The 18,550-nt window shown below is 32.9% G+C and carries 12 protein-coding genes and 1 tRNA gene; 8 read left to right on the forward strand and 5 right to left on the reverse strand.

Annotated features, from left to right (window positions below; genetic code table 11):
• The 4 genes from rnr (at position 1) to V4P55_RS02595 (ending at position 4,463) form a co-directional block, all read left to right on the forward strand.
• The gene (gene rnr, locus V4P55_RS02580; RefSeq protein WP_455474879.1) at positions 1-2,271 is read left to right on the forward strand and encodes a ribonuclease R; all 2,271 of its coding nucleotides are present in this window, start codon (positions 1-3) and stop codon (positions 2,269-2,271) included.
• Positions 2,272-2,715: 444 nt separating this feature from the next.
• Positions 2,716-2,883, forward strand: a complete 168-nt coding sequence (rpmG, locus tag V4P55_RS02585) for a 50S ribosomal protein L33 (protein WP_241437046.1) — start codon at positions 2,716-2,718, stop codon at positions 2,881-2,883.
• A gap of 335 nt (positions 2,884-3,218) precedes the next feature.
• The gene (locus V4P55_RS02590) at positions 3,219-3,779 is read left to right on the forward strand and encodes a thermonuclease family protein (protein ID WP_455474880.1); all 561 of its coding nucleotides are present in this window, start codon (positions 3,219-3,221) and stop codon (positions 3,777-3,779) included.
• Between the two features lie 48 nt (positions 3,780-3,827).
• On the forward strand, positions 3,828-4,463 hold the full coding sequence (locus tag V4P55_RS02595) for a uracil-DNA glycosylase family protein (protein WP_455474881.1): 636 nt from the start codon (positions 3,828-3,830) through the stop codon (positions 4,461-4,463).
• Between the two features lie 693 nt (positions 4,464-5,156).
• On the opposite strand, the gene V4P55_RS02600 is transcribed toward V4P55_RS02595, so the two are convergent.
• The 3 genes from V4P55_RS02600 to glpD form a co-directional block, all read right to left on the reverse strand.
• Entirely contained in the window at positions 5,157-6,152 is a 996-nt protein-coding gene (locus V4P55_RS02600) for a nicotinate-nucleotide--dimethylbenzimidazole phosphoribosyltransferase (RefSeq protein WP_455474882.1), read from the reverse strand.
• Between the two features lie 356 nt (positions 6,153-6,508).
• The gene (dusA, locus tag V4P55_RS02605) at positions 6,509-7,489 is read right to left on the reverse strand and encodes a tRNA dihydrouridine(20/20a) synthase DusA (protein ID WP_455474883.1); all 981 of its coding nucleotides are present in this window, start codon (positions 7,487-7,489) and stop codon (positions 6,509-6,511) included.
• Positions 7,490-7,962: 473 nt separating this feature from the next.
• Complete coding sequence (gene glpD / locus V4P55_RS02610; protein WP_455474884.1) at positions 7,963-9,495, reverse strand: glycerol-3-phosphate dehydrogenase; 1,533 nt, start codon at positions 9,493-9,495, stop codon at positions 7,963-7,965.
• A 342-nt stretch (positions 9,496-9,837) separates the two neighbouring features.
• Here glpD and V4P55_RS02615 point away from each other — a divergent pair, with 342 nt between their 5' ends.
• The 4 genes from V4P55_RS02615 to V4P55_RS02630 all read left to right on the forward strand — a co-directional run bounded on the left by V4P55_RS02615 (position 9,838) and on the right by V4P55_RS02630 (position 13,121).
• The gene (locus V4P55_RS02615; RefSeq protein WP_455474885.1) at positions 9,838-10,698 is read left to right on the forward strand and encodes a thioredoxin domain-containing protein; all 861 of its coding nucleotides are present in this window, start codon (positions 9,838-9,840) and stop codon (positions 10,696-10,698) included.
• Between the two features lie 255 nt (positions 10,699-10,953).
• The gene (accB, locus tag V4P55_RS02620) at positions 10,954-11,475 is read left to right on the forward strand and encodes an acetyl-CoA carboxylase biotin carboxyl carrier protein (protein ID WP_455474886.1); all 522 of its coding nucleotides are present in this window, start codon (positions 10,954-10,956) and stop codon (positions 11,473-11,475) included.
• Between the two features lie 14 nt (positions 11,476-11,489).
• Positions 11,490-12,848, forward strand: coding sequence for an acetyl-CoA carboxylase biotin carboxylase subunit (accC, locus tag V4P55_RS02625; RefSeq protein ID WP_455474887.1), 1,359 nt, complete (start codon positions 11,490-11,492; stop codon positions 12,846-12,848).
• A gap of 200 nt (positions 12,849-13,048) precedes the next feature.
• Positions 13,049-13,121 (forward strand) — tRNA-Thr (locus V4P55_RS02630).
• A gap of 584 nt (positions 13,122-13,705) precedes the next feature.
• Here V4P55_RS02630 and V4P55_RS02635 read toward each other — a convergent pair.
• Together V4P55_RS02635 and V4P55_RS02640 are read right to left on the reverse strand one after the other, a co-directional pair.
• Positions 13,706-13,846, reverse strand: coding sequence for a hypothetical protein (locus tag V4P55_RS02635; RefSeq protein ID WP_455474888.1), 141 nt, complete (start codon positions 13,844-13,846; stop codon positions 13,706-13,708).
• 670 nt (positions 13,847-14,516) lie between these two features.
• On the reverse strand, positions 14,517-17,117 hold the full coding sequence (locus V4P55_RS02640; RefSeq protein WP_455474889.1) for an autotransporter outer membrane beta-barrel domain-containing protein: 2,601 nt from the start codon (positions 17,115-17,117) through the stop codon (positions 14,517-14,519).
• Positions 17,118-18,550 lie beyond the last annotated feature (1,433 nt).

Below are 18,550 nucleotides of genomic sequence, written 5' to 3' on the forward strand. Positions count from 1 at the left end.
TTGGCTAAAAGCGCAAAAAAAACAAAATATTTTCAACTTCGCAATATAGAGCATCTACCCAATAAGGCAGAGGTTCTTTCTTTTATTCAAAATAATCCTGGCCAATCAAGTAAACGTGAAATCGCCAAAGCCTTTAATTTAAAAGGTGATTCTCGAATCTGGCTAAGAAATATATTGCGTGACTTAAAAGATCATGGACTTATTCAAAAACAGTATAAAAAAGAAATCAGTAAAGATAAATTACCACCAATTGCTTTAGTAAAAATTAGCGCACGTGATGAAGATGGTAGTTTTATTGCACAACCTCTCGAATGGAAAAATGGCACAAAACCGAATATTGAAATACTCCCTTCTCAACGCAAAAAAGGGATAAATGCTGGTGTTGGAGACCATGTTCTGGTTAAAATTGTTCGAAATAAAGATTCTCACAATATTCTTTATACTGGGAAAATTATTCGTAAAATTGATGTGTTTCCCCAAAAAACATTCGGTGTCGTTAGAAGGCTTGAAAATGGTCAATGGCGGCTTGATCCAATAGAACGCAAATTTAACGAACTCATTATTGATACATCTTCAAAAATTGATCTAGAACCTGGTGATCTTGTTGAAGTTGAAATAAAAAAAGATATTGGTTATGGATTAAAGAGCGCTCAAATAAAAAATGTTTTAGGACGCATTGAAAGTGAAAAAGCAATCTCAATGATTGCACTTCTTTCGAAAAATATTCCTTATATTTTTCCTGAAGACGTTCTTGAGCAAGTAAAAAATGCAAAACCTGCTAATATAGAAAATCGAGAAGATTGGCGGCATTTACCATTTGTAACAATTGATCCACCAAATGCCAAAGATCATGACGATGCTGTCTATGCGACAAAAGACCAAGACTTTGCCAATAGCGGTGGTTGGATTGTTATCGTTGCGATTGCAGACGTTTCTTACTACGTTAAAGCTGGAAGTCCTTTAGATAAAGAAGCGTTTAAGCGCGGAAATTCTGTGTATTTTCCCGATCACGTTGTACCAATGCTTCCAGAAAGAATTTCTAATGATTTATGTTCTTTGCGTGAAGGAGAAGATAGACCGGCCTTAGCTGTTCGCATGACTTTTGATGCGAATGGTAACAAATTAAAACATAGTTTTCATCGCGTTATGATACGTGTAGTAGTCAAATTATCTTATCAAGAAACGCAATTAGCAATTGACGGAAATATAAATAAAAAAATTGCTCCCCTTTTTGAGAATGTCTTACAGCCATTATGGACAGCTTACGATACGCTCAGAGCTGCGCGTAATCGCAGACAGCCATTAGAATTAGAAATCGCAGAAAAAAAAATTATTCTTGACCCAAATGGTTGTATCAAAGACGTTATAATAGAAGAACACCTAGAAGCACATCGTTTAATTGAAGAGTTTATGATACAAGCCAATATTGCAGCTTCTGAAACCTTAAAAGAACATCATCAGCCTCTCATTTATCGTGTCCATGATAAGCCCTCTCTTGCAAAACAAGAAATATTGCGGAACTTTCTTCAAAGTTTGGGGATATCACTCTCCCGAGGAGCAGAACTTACATCAGCACGCCTTAATAACATTTTGGCAAAAGTAGCAAATACTCAGCAACAAGAATTGGTTAACCAGGTTATTTTACGTTCACAATCTCAAGCTGAATATAATCCCAAAAATATCGGACATTTTGGTTTAAACCTGCACAACTATACACATTTTACATCACCAATACGTCGCTATGCGGATCTTATGATTCACCGAGCGCTCATTAAAGCTTTAAAATTAGAGAGTGATCATTTAATAGATACAAAAGAACAAAATCTTGAAGAAATCGCTACACAAATTTCTTTACATGAACGCCGTGCAATGATGGCTGAAAGAGAGACTATTGACCGCATTGTTGCACAATATTTAATAAATAAAATTGGTTGTACTTTTACAGGTCGTATTTCTGGTGTTACAAAAGCAGGTCTCTTTATTTCACTTGATAAACTAGGTACAGATGGTTTTGTGCATATTTCTACACTAAAAAATGATTATTATCATTTTGATGAAGCACGACATGTTCTTATAGGAGAGCGTAGTCATAAAGGTTATCAACTTAGTGATACAGTAGAAATAAAACTTATAAAAGTACAGTCCATTGCTGGCGCTTTGTCTTTTGAAATATTAACCAGTCCCCGTCCAATAAATTTTTCATTTACATCTTACCATAAAAGAAAGTTTATAAATAAAAAACATAAAAAATCTTTTTATAAAATAAAATAGTAAATAATATGAATTATTTTACTGAGTTATAACTACATAAAATCGCAATTAAATTACAATAATACACTATAAAATAAATTTATTTTATAATAAATTATGAAATACTAATATTTCAATTATTTATACTATTCAATTATATAATTTAATTACATTTTTAAAATTATAAATCTATTACTCTTAAATTATATTTAATATCTTTTATTATAATAAATATTTGATCGAAAGTTTGGTATTATAAAGCTAAATATCTTTTAACTCTTGTTTTAGCTAAAAATGCCCCATTTTTAAATTTATATACTATTTTCTTCTTATCCAATTAACCAAAAAATTAATAGCTATTGACTTTTTTTATAACATCCGTAGTGTTGCGATAAAGTCTAATTGCATAAAAATAGATTTTAATAGCAGAATGATATCATTTTCAATTAAATAGGACTCTTCGTTATGGCTAAGGCAGCAACCATTAAAATAAAACTTTTATCGACTGCAGATACTGGTTTCTTTTATGTTACAAAGAAAAACAGCCGTACAATGACAGATAAAATGAGCAAACGCAAATATGATCCCATTGCAAAAAAACACGTTGAGTTTAAAGAAACAAAAATTAAATAAGTCATTGCCATCATTTAATTATTAATTTTTTGTTGAAGACAAATCCTAATTGCATCCCTTTTCATTTTTTTTCATAAAATTAAGGGAAAGAGTGTACTTTTGTGTCTGCTCGTATTATATTGTTATGTTGTATATGCAGAGGTGATTTGTTTTTTAAATCACCTTTCTATCCTCTAGTTAGGCGTATAATCGTTTTGTAGTATTTGGTCTGCTTTTGTGTACTAGTAATTATTAAAATATAATTTTTTTATATAATTCATATACTTTTTTCATTAAATGATGAAAGTTTTATAAAGATATAATGAGTTTTAAGTTTTCATAAGAATGGTTTTTTTATGAAAAAAAAATTTCAGTTTGAAGTTTATAACTTTAAGCAAAAGATTGTTAATTTTAGCATTTTTGCAATTATTATTGCCATTATCTTTGTCATGTCTTGCTTAAAATCTGCACAAGCATCCTCTCAAAAAGCAGATTTTACATTTCGAAAATCTATAAAAGGTAACGCACATATTATTGATGGTGATACAATTGTAATTTCTTCTGTTATAATTCGGCTTGTTGGAATTGATGCTCCTGAACTTCATCAATTTTGTGGAACAAAAACAAGACGATATCCGTGCGGTCTTGAAGCAAAAAAATACTTAAAACAGCTCATCGCCAACCAACCTATTACATGTTACTGGTATAAAAAAGATAAATATCATCGTATTTTAGCAACATGCAAAACAAAAAAAATAAAGAATATCAATGAAATGATGGTACGTGGTGGTTGGGCTATAAGTTACGATAGCTATCCTAAAGAAGAACAAGATGCCAAAAAGAAAAAAAAGGGAATATGGCAATCAAGTTTTCAAAAGCCACAAAAGTGGCGAAAAGACCATACTTGTAAAAAATAAAAAAATTTTCTCTTTTGGAAAGACAGAGTTTTAATTGCCTGTGTATTCATGAAACAAGAACAGTGTCATAAAATTATTAACCTTGAAAAAGAAATCTATTCCTGTCGTGTTTGCATCGAACACCCACATTATTTTCCCCCTCTTCTTCATGAACCAAATCCCGTAGTTTACTTATCCAATACAGCTTCGATTGCAATTGCAGGACAAGCTCCTGGATTGCGTGTACATGAAAGCTCTATTCCTTTTAACGATCGTTCTGGAGAAAAACTGCGTAGTTGGCTTAATGTAACAAGTGATGAATTTTATAATAGATCTCTATTTGCTATTGTTCCTATGGGATTTTGTTTTCCAGGCTATGATAAAAATAAATCTGATTTACCGCCAAGACGTGAATGCCAAGAGATATGGCATGAAAAAGTGTTTCAATCTATGCCACAAATAAAACTTGTATTGGCGATTGGACGTTATGCACAAAGATGGCATATTGCAAATTTAAAATATAAAACTGTTTCCGCAACTGTCCGTGATTGGAAAAACATTCTTTCTACACATCAACCTAGAGGATACCGTGTCATGCCGTTGCCCCATCCATCATGGAGAAATACTTCTTGGATACAAAAAAATTCATGGTTTAATGATGAACTTATTATTCACCTTCGCGCTTTAGTGCGTAAGTTTTTATAAATTAAATATTTTAAAAATATAAACTATCTTTATCTCAAGATTTTGTATTTTAAAAAGTATAAAATTTGTTCTTTATTACAAAACTCAAGAAGCTAAATTTTATTATTCCTCATAAGTACAAAATTAAAAAACTGAGGAGAGTAATATTACTTAACAATTTATTTTTATTTTTTTATAAAATAAGTTAGAGATAGCCGCTTTTTGTTGTGTTTGCATTTTGTGGTATATCCGTAGTAGTATTTTCGCTTTAGGAGAGAATACGTACGCACAATCGTAACGGTTGAGCTTTGTAATGTTCAAAAATTTTATTAATAGATTAAAGATTGTTGCTCTTCATACTGTAATTATATTTGTAAATTTATTGTGTATGTTAGTTAACGGAATATTCCAATTTTGACATTTTGCGCCAGTTTTCTTCCTTTTGTATCAGTTATTAAGTTCATTTATGGGTCGTTTCATACTAGTTTCATCGACATTCCGCTAAAAGCGCTTTCACTAGAAGCGCTTTATTTGATACCCGTTTTAATTATACAAATAGACTCTCAACCATAAATAGCACCCCAATATTTTTTTAATTAAAGTTTATGATGCTCTATTGTTTACACCGGATAAAATATCATAAAGCTTTACTTTAAGAATATCATAAGAAAAGAGGAGCAAATTAAGTTACACTTTTTGAGTGACTAAACCTTTTTATTTTAAAACTACCATTTGTGCATGTGTTAAAACAGCAGCCTTGACTATACCAGCAACCACAGCTGCACCTACTCCTTCGCCAAGATTTATCCCCAAATCTAAAAATGATTTTTTATCAATTTTTTCTAAAAGTTTTCGGTGTACCGGCTCAGAAGGAATATGTCCAACGAGAACATGATCAAGAGCTCTTGGATGCATTTTATAAAGCACCGCAGCTGCTGCTGTTGTTACAAAACCATCTAAAATAACTGGTATTTTTTCCATTCTTGCAGCTAAAATAGCACCTATGATAGCAGCAATTTCACGTCCTCCTAAGCGACGCATTATTTCAAAAGGATCATCGAAATGGGGTTTATGTAAAGAAATTGCAGTTTTGAGTGCAGCCACCCTACGCTGATGAAATTTTTCTTCATGTTCGAGAGCATTCTCACTTTCTATCCATTCTTCAATCTCTCCCCCAAATAATGCTAAACACAAAGCTGAAGCTATCATAGTGTTTCCAACACCCATTTCACCTATACACAAAAGGTCTGTGCCACCGGCTATAGATTCCATTCCAAATGCCATTGTAGCAGCTGCACTGCGCTCATCCATTGCTGCATCTTTGGTAATATTCATTGTTGGGTATTCTAGTGCCAAATCGAATATCTTTAATCCAAGGTCATAAGCTTTACAAATCTGATTAATAGCAGCACCACCAGTTGCAAAGTTTTGTACCATCTTTTGTGTCATAGACTGTGGAAACGGTGTAATATCTTCATCCGTAATACCGTGGTTTCCAGAAAAAATAGCAACCAAAGGACGCACCATGACCGGTTTTTCTGTACCTCTCCATCCTGCATACCAAACCGCAAGATCTCCTAATTTTCCTAACGCATCTCCCATATGTGTTAAGCTTTTCTGGCGCTTTTTCGCTAAAATCATAGAAAATTCATCCGCGATAGGTAAATTGGTGAGTAAAGCACGAAAATCATCAAATGGACTAACGGTCATAAAAATACCTTTTTAAATTTACGTTGTGCAATTTATCCTATAAACAGGACATAAATTATTTATTGTTTTTCGAAAAACGTTTTAGACACATTAAATCTTATTAGCTAGATTATTTGTACATTATTTTTAAATTGAATGAATTATTATAGCTAATTTACATGTATCCAATCCTTTATCTTCAGCATATTTTTGCATTAAATAAACGCCCAATTTGTAAACTGTTCTAGATGCAATTGGCATCCTCCCCATAATAGCGCAAATTTTTGAAATTAATAAATCTTGCAGTATTTTAAAATTTTTCTAAAAAACAAATTCTAGCAAATTGAATTTAGTATGCATTGGTCTTATAATTTTTTTTAACTTAAAGCAGAAAAAGCTTCTTTCAAAACATGCACACCAGCATCTTTTTTCGTTGCATCATTTGACAATATTTGCCGCCATCGACGCGCTCCATCTTGACCATGAAATAAACCAATCATATGACGCGTAACATGAGAAAGTCGCCCTCCTGATGCTATATGTTGAGCAGAATAATCGCACATAGCTTCAATAAGATCATAATCACTAAGATCATTCTGTGAGTCACCATATATCTTTTCATCAATATCCTTCAATAAAATTGGATTATAATACACCTGTCGACCAACCATAACCGCATCGCATAAAATTAAATGTTCTTTAATTTCATCAATAGATTTAATCCCGCCGTTTATTCCAATGAATTTATTATGATATTTGCGTTTTAACCTATATACTCTTTTATAATTAAGTGGAGGAATATCTCGGTTTTCTTTTGGGCTTAATCCCTGTAACCATGCTTTACGTGCATGTACCCAGAGTGCATCACACCCAGCATTCAAAACTTGTTCCACAAAAAAGTCTAAAGTTAATTCTTCATCCTGATCATCTACACCAATCCTACATTTTACAGTAACAGGAATAGAGACGGCTTGTTTCATAGATTCTACGGCATTTGCTACAATATCGGGATGCAACATCAAACAAGCACCGAATGCACCAGACTGAACGCGATTTGATGGACAGCCAACATTAAGATTTATCTCATCATAACCAAAATCTTCTGCAATTTTTGCAGCCTCTGCTAACTTTTTTGAATCAGATCCTCCCAATTGCAATGCAATGGGATGCTCTTTATGATTTAGAGACAATAATTGTTCACGCATACCATGAATGACAGCATCTGCTACAATCATTTCAGTATAAAGCAGCGCTTTTTTTGTTAAAAGGCGATAAAAAAATCTGCAATGCCTATCTGTCCAATCTAACATTGGAGCTACTGCAAATTTTATTGGTGACGGAAGTCCATAAAATACCATAAAAGCTTCACTCTTGTATTTCCATTAATAGACTGCTCCCTTCTTCACCACATAAGTTGCTGTTTCATAGAAAATGAAATTTTCTTTTATTCTTCCCCCCCCAAAAACGTAAAAATACGCTCTTTAATTCATTAACTTCCTTAATTGATTTTACATTTTATCAAAATCAATTCATACTGAAAAAAATTGTCGCTTTTAACAAAGCTATTTTTCTAGAGGTCTATTCATTTTAAATAATTCTATAAAGCTTAAATATCATTATAGTAATTTATTAACGACAGCATCTCTTTTCAATGATAGTATGTTTACTATACTTAAAAATGCCATTTTTGCACATTTAGAATACTCTTAATCAAATCAATAATACAAAATCTCAGATAATTCTATTATTATGACTTAATTCTCTCCAATGTCTTGCAATTTATGACGTAAACAAATGTCATACTCCAGTGATATAAGTCTTGTAAATTAGATTATTGCAAATTTTGTGTAGTTTCTTGTTTACTTTGCATATAAGTAAACAGTGCTTCAATTTCTTCTTTATTGAACAAAAGACCAAGTTTTGAACGACGCCATAACACATCTTCACATGTTTGAGCCCACTCCTTTTCCATTAACCACTTTACCTCTATTTCATAAAGTCCATGTCCAAAATTTTTTCCCTTATCTGCCTTGCCATTAGCAAATATTGTCAGCGCTTCGGAACCATAAGAGCGAGCAAGCCTTCGATGTGTAAAATCGTCTAAATCTGAAATTAAAAGAGCAATTTTATTTTCGATTGCATCTAGCTTATTACATGGAAAATCACCCCCAGGAAGTGTCGAATTTGCTGTCCATGACGCTCCTTTTTTGCCAAGCGCTTTTTCAACAAATTTCATTACATCTTCAGCTAATTTGCGATAAGTTGTAATCTTGCCGCCATAAAGATGAAGAATTCTCGGAGCATCCCCGTTACCTACTTCTTTCAAAACGTAATCACGCGTAATTTCCTGTGCTTTGGAAGATCCATCATTATATAGCGGACGAACACCAGAATAAGTCCAGACAATATTTTCTCGTTGTACAGGCTTTATAAAATATTCACTTGCAGCGGTACATATATAATCAATTTCTTTATCTGTAATACAAACATCAGCAGGATCACCTTGATATTCACAATCTGTTGTCCCGAGTAATGTAAAATTTTCTTGATACGGAATAGAGAATATAATGCGCCCATCCTCATTTTGAAAAATATAAGCACGATCATGAACATAAAGCTTAGGAACAACAATATGAGAACCTTTAACAAGTCGTACTGGTGAACATCCTTTACAATTTAATACATTTTCCAAAACGTGATTAGCCCAAGGACCTGTCATATTCACAACATAAGAGGCAGAGACACAATACTCTTTCCCGCTTAACTTATCTTGAAGAACCACAAGCCACTTTTTATTCTCAACTTTTACAGACAGAACTCTTGTCCGCACTTTTATATCAGCCCCCAATTTTTCTGCATCACGTGCATTAGCAATTACCAAGCGTGCATCATCTACCCGTGCATCAGAATATTCAAAACCTTTATGATACTTTTCTTTAAGCGTAGAACCAAAACTTTTTGAAAAATTAACAGTTTTACTGCGCCACAACTTTTGATTCCAACTACCAAGATGATCATAAATAAAAATTCCCAAACGCAGCATCCAAGCAGGTCTCAATTTTTTATGATAAGGAAGGATAAAACGCAAAGGGCGTACAATATGCGGAGCCATACGCCAAAGAATCTCGCGCTCTTTTAGTGATTCACGAACCAGTCTAAACTCATAATGTTCAAGATAACGAAGACCTCCATGAATAAGTTTTGTTGATGCACTTGATGTACCAGATGCAAGATCATTCATTTCAGCTAAGCCCACTTTAAATCCGCGCCCAGCTGCATCTCTTGCCAACCCACATCCGTTTATCCCTCCACCAATGATAAAAAGATCATAATGCGTTGTGGTTTTCATAATTTTACTTTTCATATTAGATCTATTTCGTTCCACTGTGCTCAACAAAACAGTAGCTTAAAGTCAATATTAAGACTCTATCAAGCGCGTTATTAACGCACTTTTTTCGTAGTAAATATGCGTATCAATATTTTTAACATCACCATAAATTAAAACAATATCTTAAAAATTAAAAACTTTTAGACTGTAAAACATAATGATAGCAAAATATGCATTAGATAAAACTCTTTTATGAAAAAAAAAATATGTTTTTTTTGCAACTGACTCAATTTACATTATAATCAGATGTTTTATTGTGTACACGCAATACTTTCCACCTAATTTTTTAACGTTTGCAGTAAAGGTAGAAAATATAAAATGACTAATCTATCTCAGTATTTTAAAACGACATTCATTGCAAGAATTTTAGCAACAACCATATTAAGCGTTTTAATCTGTTCGCCTTCTTCATCCAGCACAAAATTAAACGAGAAAACACAAAATCATTTGGATTTAGAAGCTATTAAGACACAACTTTTAGAAGACACTACCTTTTTATCTAAGCTGAAAAAAAAGATTGCATTACATACGGATGATCACGACATTCAAAATATTGTAAGAGAATATTTACTCACTAATCCAGAGATTATGATACAAATGCAGATTATTCTCCAAGAAAAACTAAAAAAACAAAAAGAAAAACAAGTTTCTCTTATTAATTTACTAAAAAAGGAAATTTTTCAATCTCCTCATGATGCTGTTTTTGGAAATCCAAATGGAAAAACAGAACTCGTTGTTTTTTTCGATTATAATTGTAGCCATTGTAAAAAATCATATACGCACATAACGAATTTAATAAAAGAATATCCAGATTTACGAGTCATTATTAAGGATTTACCAATTTTAGGGGATGATTCTATGGCAGCACATACTGTTGCCTATGCTTTTAGACAACAATTGCCAGAAAAATACTATCAATTTTATAAAGAACTCTTAACTAGCCCAAATCGCTCGAATGAAGCAAAAGCCATGAAAATCGCAACTTCATTAGGAGCTAACAAAAAAAAATTGCTCCACGCAATGCAAGATCCTAACCTACAGAATTATTTTCAAGAAAATATTCAAATTGTCTCTACACTAGATATTACAGGAACTCCTTCTTATATCATAAATAATGAAATCTTTGTCGGAGCTGTAAGCCAAGAAATCTTAAAAAGATCTATAGAAAATGTACAATGAGTGTCTTTTTTATCTCATAAGTCTTATAAAAATACCATAAATTAAATGATTTTAGACTTTTTCTTTTTTGTCAATAGGTTTATAAATGCAATTTTTGTAATGTATATGGATTTTTAATTGCAAAATACTATCAGTATAAATACCGAAAAAGTAGATAAGTTCTCCTAGCTCAAAAAGGCTATTCGCAATTTAGAGACATTTCATCACAGCAATTAAATAGTGAAGTTCTTCATGGATCAAGGAGTTAAAAATAAAATGGCAACAAAAAAAATGGATACGATGAAACATAATGCAATTGATACGAAGATTATCCGTGACCTTGCCGAAATTTTAAACGACACGAATTTAACTAATATCGAACTTGAACAGGGCGAACTTCGTATTCGTGTATCACGTCAAAACACTTCAATCATTACTGAACAAACAATCTGCCCTCCCATTTCGAATCCTACTGTTGCAATAACTCCTCCTTCTTCAACTGCAGAAATAGCTTCTTCTTCATCTGCAGAATCTGAAGCATCTACTCTATCGGAAGATAAACTAAAAAATGCAATAACATCTCCAATGGTTGGCACAGCGTACCTTGCACCTGCTCCAGGTGCACAAGTTTTCGTAGAGGTAGGACAAAGAGTTTCTGAAGGAGAAACATTACTTATTATTGAAGCAATGAAAACAATGAATCACATTACATCTCCACACTCCGGTACGGTAAAAGCCATTTTAGTTAAAGATGGTCAACCAGTTGAGTTTGGTGAACCACTTATTGTTGTAGAATAAAGCGAGGGGCAAGTATGATTCGGAAAATTCTCATTGCTAATAGAGGAGAGATTGCTCTTCGTGTTCAACGAGCATGCAAAGAACTTGGAATAAAAACTGTGGCTGTTCATTCGACCGCTGATGCTGACGCAATGCATGTTCGTCTTGCTGATGAAAGCGTTTGTATTGGTCCCCCTTCAGCTCGCGATTCTTATTTGAGTATTCAGCAAATTATTGCTGCCTGTGAAATCACAGGAGCTGATGCTGTACATCCAGGATATGGTTTTCTTTCAGAAAATGCAAAGTTCGCAGATGTTTTAGAGGCCCATAATATTACATTTATTGGTCCAACAGCTGCTCATATTAGAATGATGGGTGACAAAATTGAAGCAAAAAAAACCGCTAAAAAGCTTGGAATTCCTGTAGTTCCAGGTTCAGATGGAGCTATTACTGAAGAATCAGAAGCTTTGCGTGTTGTGAGCGAAATTGGCTACCCTGTTATTATTAAAGCTTCTGCTGGTGGTGGTGGACGTGGTATGAAAGTTGTTCATTCTGAACAAGAATTTGCTGTAGCGTTAAAAATAACCCGTTCAGAAGCAGCAGCTGCTTTTGGTAATGATGCAGTTTATATTGAAAAATATTTAGAAAAACCACGCCATATTGAAATACAAATTGTAGGCGATGGAGCAGGAAATGCTATTCATTTAGGAAATCGTGATTGCTCACTTCAGCGACGTCATCAAAAAATATGGGAAGAAGCTAATTCACCTGCACTTAATGCAATTGAACAGGAAAAAATTGGTAATATTGTTGCAAATGCCTGCGCAGAACTTGGGTATCGTGGCGCAGGTACCGTCGAATTTCTTTATGAAAATGGTGAATTTTATTTCATCGAGATGAATACTCGTTTACAGGTTGAACATCCTGTAACTGAAGCAATTACAGGTATAGATTTAGTTCACGAACAGATTCATATTGCAGCTGGCCAAGGACTTTCAGTTACGCAAGACAATGTTTGTTTTTTCGGCCATGCTATTGAATGTCGTATTAATGCGGAGGATCCCGTTAATTTCACACCATCACCGGGAACAATTACACATTTTCATACACCTGGAGGTTTAGGGATTCGTGTTGATTCAGGTGCATATTCTGGTTATCGTATTCCACCTTATTATGATAGCTTAATTGGAAAGCTGATTGTTCATGGACGGACTCGTTTAGAATGCATGATGCGTTTACGACGCGCTTTAGATGAATTTGTGGTTGATGGAATCAAAACGACATTACCTCTTTTTCGCGATCTGATTAATAACCAAGATATTATGGATGGTAATTACCATATCCATTGGTTAGAACAATACCTCTCTAACAGGCAAGAATCTTCAGATTCGTAACATGATAAATAAAATGACTCATTTTTACTAACAGTCTCTACTAAATATGGTATAAGCATAGAAAAAAATATTATATAAGATAATAAAGGAACAAAAAGCTGATTATTTTACAATTCTGTGATGTAATTAAAAAAATTATACAAAATTGACAATTTTTTGTTTTCCTTTTTGTAAGTTTGTGCTACCTCACATATTGTTAAGCCCTTATAGCTCAGTTGGTAGAGCACCTGATTTGTAATCAGGGGGTCGGGAGTTCGAGTCTCTCTGGGGGCACCGTTTTGTTTTTAGTAATGCGATATAATCAATAAGTTAATTATTTTTGTTTTTTAAATCTGCCTAATAATCCATCTTTTATTGCTTGATTGAAAGTGATGGGTGGTGCTTTAAATAAGTTACTGGAAATCTACCTCTACTCTCTAAAAAACAACTGCTTAAAATTTTTAAAGACTCCTACCCTTTTCACTGGAAATTTTAATTTTTGTGATTTTTTGCACCCCTTTTGAGTTTTCAGTATTAAAATCCAATTTAGCAAAATATTTATTTAATGATGAAAATATACATTAAAACAGTCAACTATAACCACTTCTTATATCATTTTACCTATCTAACATTAGTACAAAGCCTAATGTCAAACCCTATTCAAGAAATTTTTCTTAGAAAGTTTCTAAATGATATTCTTGGAATAATTTGCCATACCGTCTACAAAACTAGAAAAGCTCACGGGGAAAAAACCATCCGCATTAATAATGCTGCACAGCATCATCTCTCAAATAAACAGTAAAACCTTGAAAAATTTTTCAAATTCTTTGGTAACGTACCCGCATCTCTATTCTCAATTAGAAGCGTCTCTTTTTTTCCTAATAACCAATAATATCTAAAAAAATATCACCTTCAAAGTTGTGTTGGAAATAAGCCACCTCTTTAACTGTGATGATACTTCCTGACATCCTAACTATTGTACCAAAACCTCTAACAATACCAATCTCTTCCGTATTCAAACTATCTGATTCAATATCAATATTTACAGCAGTAATGAAAACATATCCGTTTTTTCCCCTGATACATGAACAGCATGTAACGCTCTATTAATTTTTGTCATGCTAACAATTGCATTCTGAGTGCGAAGCTTGGGTATATTTTAAAGATTTGAATCAGATATAATAAGTTTCCGCTTTATGACACATACGCACCATGTACAAATATTTAATCTAAACTATTACAAAAGAAAATTATCTGAGAAACATTAATAAGTATTCTCTGCTTTGTATAGCTATAACAAAAGTTTATGCCTATAGCAGAAATAGACATAGTAATAAAAAATTTTTTCTTAAAGCTTTTTAAATAATATATTTTATTTATAAATATATATTATTATCACTACCACTATAAAATTATGCCTCTGAAATAGAAAAGTACAGAGGCATTAATATTAACAGCTTATAAAAAAGAAAAAACAGTCATTGTAAAAGTAAATAAAAATTCAAAACATTTTAATATATTAAAAAATATTATGTTATCCTCCCCCATTTTAATTGAAAACAAACAATACCTAAGATAATACTTAGTTAAAATTTGAACAATAAAAATATAACATTCTGAAAATTACTTTTATTACTTCACATAACACCCTATAATTACATCAAAGTGATCTTATCTTTCATGTTATAGTTAAAAACGATAACTAAGACCACCAGAGAAACTCATCCCGGAAAAACCAGCTTTACTTAGCCGATGCTGATAAGTCATATCTCCACGGAATACAAAATTTGGAGATAATTGAGTATTAAAACTCAACCCAGCTTCTAAAAAAGAACCAAAAGCACCCAACTGAAACGTATCTTTAAAATGCACGAATTGATTTTTTTCAAAATTATGAACAAGATGAAGCTTTCCACCGAAAGAAGCAACACGCCCCGCTTCAGATATAGCAAGCGTCTTAATTAAACGCCCACCAACACGCATCACCCACTGATCAGGTGTCGCCATCTCAATATCAAAACCATCAATATCAGACGTCTTATCAAATTGCAGATTTTGATAAACAACTTGAACTTGCGGATTTAAAACAAGGCTTTTATCCCCTATCATAAATGCCTTACCACCAGTCAATGATGCACTCAGAGTTTTCCCTTTTAATGTTGCTGTCTTTCCACGTTCAAGGATCGAAACATCACCTTTAAAAAAACCGTAAGAAAATAAACTATCTAAATAAAAACCTGTATTATGCAATATGCTACCATATGCTGTAGCCGACCATTTATTAAATGCGCTCTTTTTACTTTCTACAATATCCTGAGGTTGCAGAGAAATTCTTCCATAAGTTCCCATCATTCCAAGATTTGCGGTGCCATGAGCACTCTCAATTGCATCTAGCAAAACGCCTGTTTCTACAGCATTATGATCCAAATTTCCTTCATACTCATATTCAAGCGCAGATAAATCTGAAACATAACTATGGCGTCCACCATAACCCCGCACAAAAAAAGCAGAATTTTTAGAAGATTCTAAAACGTTTCCAATAGATTTACGCATAGTTTCCAACTGCTTGTTTTGATTATTAACATCCATTAAACCAGCATGAAACAAAGCATTTGGTAAAAGCAAATAGGTTGGAATTTGTGGTAAAACAGCCCTAATTTTTACTCCAGAATGAAAAACAGAATCATCTAAACCAGCCAGAGCATAATCGGGATGATCACTAGATCCAACAGAACGAATTACACGAGGACGATGAGAAGAAAAATTACGAGCGTAACGCTCTATATACTCAGCTTCAAGACGGAAATCCCAAAAGTCTTGACTCCCCTTAACTCGCTTTTCTTTAATCAATCTGTTTTCATCTTTTGCCTCTTCTGGACCATAAGCACGAAGGCTGTACCGATAAGGTACTCCTCTTAAGGCTACATAACCAAGCGGTAATTTAAAGGAATCTTTACTTGCTCTTCCATAAACCTGAATCAGCGAAACACTTTGTCTGTCTCCTATCTCACCTTTTCTAAAAACTTTTTCGCTTCCTGAATCTTCTACAATATAAACTTTGGTCGTTCCATAAACGTCACCATAAATCAAAACTTTATCTGTCTTTATCCCTTTATCTTTACCATCTATAGCTAAATGTGCATTTACAAGAAGGCGCGCATTACCCTTCGCAATGTAAGCATAATTTGGAAAATCTTCATCAAACATCCCAATATGAAGAGTCTGATATTTACCATTTTGTGGTTTCTTAAAAGAAAGAGTACTATTAACAACTCTCAAATGTGAAATTGATGAAGCTACAGATGCTGAGTTTCTCTGATTACTGCTTTTCCCTGGTGTCACAGTCCACTGCGATTTATTGAATAAATTCATTTCAGCATAAGAATCTTTTTCAATGGAACTTCCCCCTATAAGCAAAGAAGAATCAGCTTCAACCATTATAAATGAGTTATTCTTAACCTCTAATAACCGGTCAGAAATAAATTTTGATCCCCCTAATAAAGTGATATAAGAAAACCTTCTGGCATCATCGGCATAAACCGCCGTACCATCAGGAACTTTTAAAACAGAGTTCTTAAACTGGAAATCCCCTAATCGAATGAGTAACTCGCCTTCTATATAGTCTTCTGCTGAACTCTCCACTCCAAAATGCATTCCATGAACCCCCCGACCCTTAAGAACAATATTTGAATTTTCAACAAAAACCTCAGATTTATCCTTTGGATCGTGTGCTAAATTCCAACTGGGGTCAACAAATGTTGGTAAAGCTTCAACTGCAAAACCATGAATATTACTAACATTAACCTTACTATTATGAACGATAAGAAAGCCGTCTTGCTTGACACCATTAACTGCCCGGTTCACGCTACTCCCGTGACTATTTTCTTCTTTGGCTTTTTTAGTATTTTTTCCATTTCCAGTAACAGAAACACTATCCAAAACAACCGCTGTATTCGGTTTTGTCAAAATCTCTGGTATAATAGTGCCAGACTTTTTCAACTGTAAAGTCTCCAGGGAATTTGAACTGGCCTCTTTTCCTACATTAATGGAAATATTTTCAGATTTTTTTATAATAATATTATCAATATTAAAGTCTTGAGAGATAATAAAGTCACTGTTATCTTCTCTCGAAACAACAGCATCACACGAATATAATGACAATAAAGCATTACATGAACGCTCCTCCTGAGCCTTAACAGTTTGAGCCTTAACAGCTATATTGGGCACTAAAAAAAAAATAGATGTTGTAAGAGCACATAAACATGTGTGGTATTTTAAGACTTTAATCATGATTTTTTATAAACTTTCTTTTTCCATTTTCACTGAAAATTGAAGCGAGATATTTATCAATAATCTCATTTTGAGATTATTTTATAATTCGTTTTGTGTTATATGTAAAGTCAAAATAAAAAAATAAAACAATAAATCTACTGTTCGCGCTAAGGATTTTCGTAGAAAAAACAGATGCTTATAATTTTAATGAAAACATGTCATGAAAAAATAACAATATGTATTCTATATCATGATATGCATTTTGATAAAATATTCATTAAATAATCTTATCTATCAACTTAAAAGTAATTTTATATCTCATTGTAAATACTTTACCAGCAGATAAAAAATTTCCTGGAGAACTTTATTGCTTAATATTGCTACCTTGCGGCATGACATGAAAAGGTAATTAGATACCTGTTAAACAAATCACAAAATAAAAATAATCCTTTAAAAATCCCATGTAATATCATAGGTTCCTATATAATATTCTTATCTATTTACCAAATATACTTTTTTGTTTGTTGATCAATATATAAAAATTGAAAAGAAAGTTTTCAATATATTTTTATGCCTTCGAAAAATGAGGGAAAACTTGTGCATTCTCGATGTTTTCAGCAAATCCTCTTATTTTCAGATACTAAAAGTGATTTAAAGGCTTTGTCGAATTTTATACTACATGGAATGGCAACAATTTTATTGATTTAACCCACCGGCAAGATAGCCTCATCAAATTTGTCCATTTAAAGTAAAGAAACAGCCGCATAAGGAGACATACCTATATTTTTGATAAAAGCTACGAACCAATATATTTTCCCCACCTTATTGTTCATTGGACTTTGCCTATTTTGAATGTTTTATGTGAATGATTGTATGCCTACTTCTTAACATGTTAACATGGCTTATGTGTTGTGTATACAATGTACAGTCAATTTTAAATTCTACCATTAGCTATCATTCACGCTCTTTCTTTCCTTTCAATAGGACTCTCTGGAAAGTATCTTTTGCTTATCACCTTCATGATTTTTCTAGAAAAAAGCAAAACATTATCGATAATCTTGTTCTAAAAATTAAATTCACAACGTACAATGTATAGACATCGCTTAAAAACATATTTTAAGTACTGAATTTTTTTCTCAGTGATGTCATAATATTGGTAACTATCGTATTTATAGGTTGTAACTTATTATTAACGATGTGTTTTTTATAAACGATGCTGTTTCTGATATTTTCACGTACAGAAGTTGCAGTATTAATTTCAGCATCCACGAATAAGCTGATGCTTACGTGATACTTTTCAAACCTTTCGCCCTCCTCTGCTACTTGCTACACAGCCTCATAAATTGATCTATTGAATGTTCTACATCTCAAGCTGAACTATAACAAGATTATCCAATGGAGTTATACATTTTCAACCATGTATCAACGTTCAGTGATACTCATATTTACAA

The organism is Bartonella sp. B30(2025) (assembly GCF_053793825.1).